This is a genomic window from Mesorhizobium sp. M7A.F.Ca.ET.027.03.2.1, assembly GCF_003999175.1.
GTDB lineage: Bacteria > Pseudomonadota > Alphaproteobacteria > Rhizobiales > Rhizobiaceae > Mesorhizobium.
Genome location: NZ_RZOM01001420.1, coordinates 1 through 1,195, shown reverse-complemented (window position 1 = coordinate 1,195; position 1,195 = coordinate 1). Strand labels below are relative to the sequence as shown.

The following is a 1,195-nucleotide window of genomic DNA, read 5'->3' as shown; positions in this document are numbered from 1 at the left end:
ATCTGGAAGAGGCCCGGGCCGCCGGTCTCGCCGTCGGCGCCTATCACTTTTTCACCTTTTGCCGGCCGGGTGCGGACCAGGCGAAGAATTTCATCTCGGTGGTGCCGCACGATCAGCCCCTGCTGCCACCCGTGGTCGATATCGAATTCGGCGGCAACTGCCCGCAGCGGCCGACGCCCGAACAATTGAACGCCGAACTGGCCGCGTTCCTCGCTCCAGTCGAGGCGGCGTTCGGCAAGCCGGCGGTGGTCTATCTGACCGACGACGCAGCGGAAGCGTATGCAGGGCGCATTGCTGCCCGTCCGCTCTGGCTCCGCTCATTGCTCCTGGAGCCGGATCGCGACGACTGGGTCTACTGGCAGTACCACAACAGGGGTCGCGTTGACGGCATCAATGGCGATGTCGACCTGAATGTGCTGCAGGGTGGGCCCGGTGCGTTGAGTGCACTGTTTGCGCCGCCAAGCTGATCCGCTGGCACCCGGCTCTATTTCTGCAAGAATTCCGATATCTGGCTGAAAACGCTAACGAACATCGCTTCGGTCAGCACGCCGGTATTGGTGTTGTAGCGTGAGCAGTGATAGCTCGAAAACAGCGTGACGCCACCGGCCGGCAGCTGCCCGCCATGCTTGAACGGGTAGGCGGCGACGCGCCCACCCAGCGCCCGCACCGTCGACTGATGCGCGATCGATCCCAGTGCCAGCACGGCGCGCAAATTAGGGAACCGGGCGATCGTCGGCACCAGGAATGTCCGGCAGGTGGCAATCTCGGCGCCCACCGGCTTGTTCTCGGGCGGCACGCAGCGCACGGCATTGGTGATCGCCGTGCCGACAAGCTCCAATCCGTCGTCGGGTCTGGCCTTGAATTCGCCGCGTGCAAAACCGTGCGAAATCAGTGTCGAGTAGAGCAGGTCGCCGGCATAGTCGCCGGTGAACGGGCGGCCCGTTCGGTTGGCACCGCGAAGGCCGGGCGCCAGCCCGACGATCAGCAGTTGGACCGTCGCGTCACCTTCCGAGGGCAGGAAAGTCGGCACCGGCGCATTGAACCAGGATGGTTCGCGCTGCCGCCACTCGGCGATGAAGTCGTGCAGCCGCGGGCAGAGCGGGCAGTCGCGGCCGGGTTCGGAGGCGGAAAGGACGGTCATGGCGACCGGCCTCAGTAATCGTCCTCGTCGACTTCGGCCGGCTCGGGCCTGCGC

At 65.4% G+C, this 1,195-nt stretch carries 2 protein-coding genes; one reads left to right on the top strand and one right to left on the bottom strand.

Features of this window, described 5'->3' with window-relative positions; all coding sequences use genetic code 11:
* On the top strand, nucleotides 1–467 hold a 467-nt coding region (locus EN750_RS35230), incomplete at its 5' end, for a GH25 family lysozyme (protein ID WP_127399341.1).
* 17 nt (nucleotides 468–484) lie between these two features.
* On the opposite strand, the gene EN750_RS35225 is transcribed toward EN750_RS35230, so the two are convergent.
* Nucleotides 485–1,141 carry a uracil-DNA glycosylase gene (locus EN750_RS35225; RefSeq protein ID WP_127399340.1) on the bottom strand — a complete coding sequence of 219 codons (657 nt, stop codon included), beginning with the start codon at nucleotides 1,139–1,141 and terminating at the stop codon, nucleotides 485–487.
* Between the last annotated feature and the right edge of the window lie 54 nt (nucleotides 1,142–1,195).

Bases quoted from the DNA above. Each gene is read 5' to 3' on its own strand.
- EN750_RS35225 (WP_127399340.1), bottom strand. From the start codon at position 1,141: ATGACCGTCCTTTCCGCCTCCGAACCCGGCCGCGACTGCCCGCTCTGC.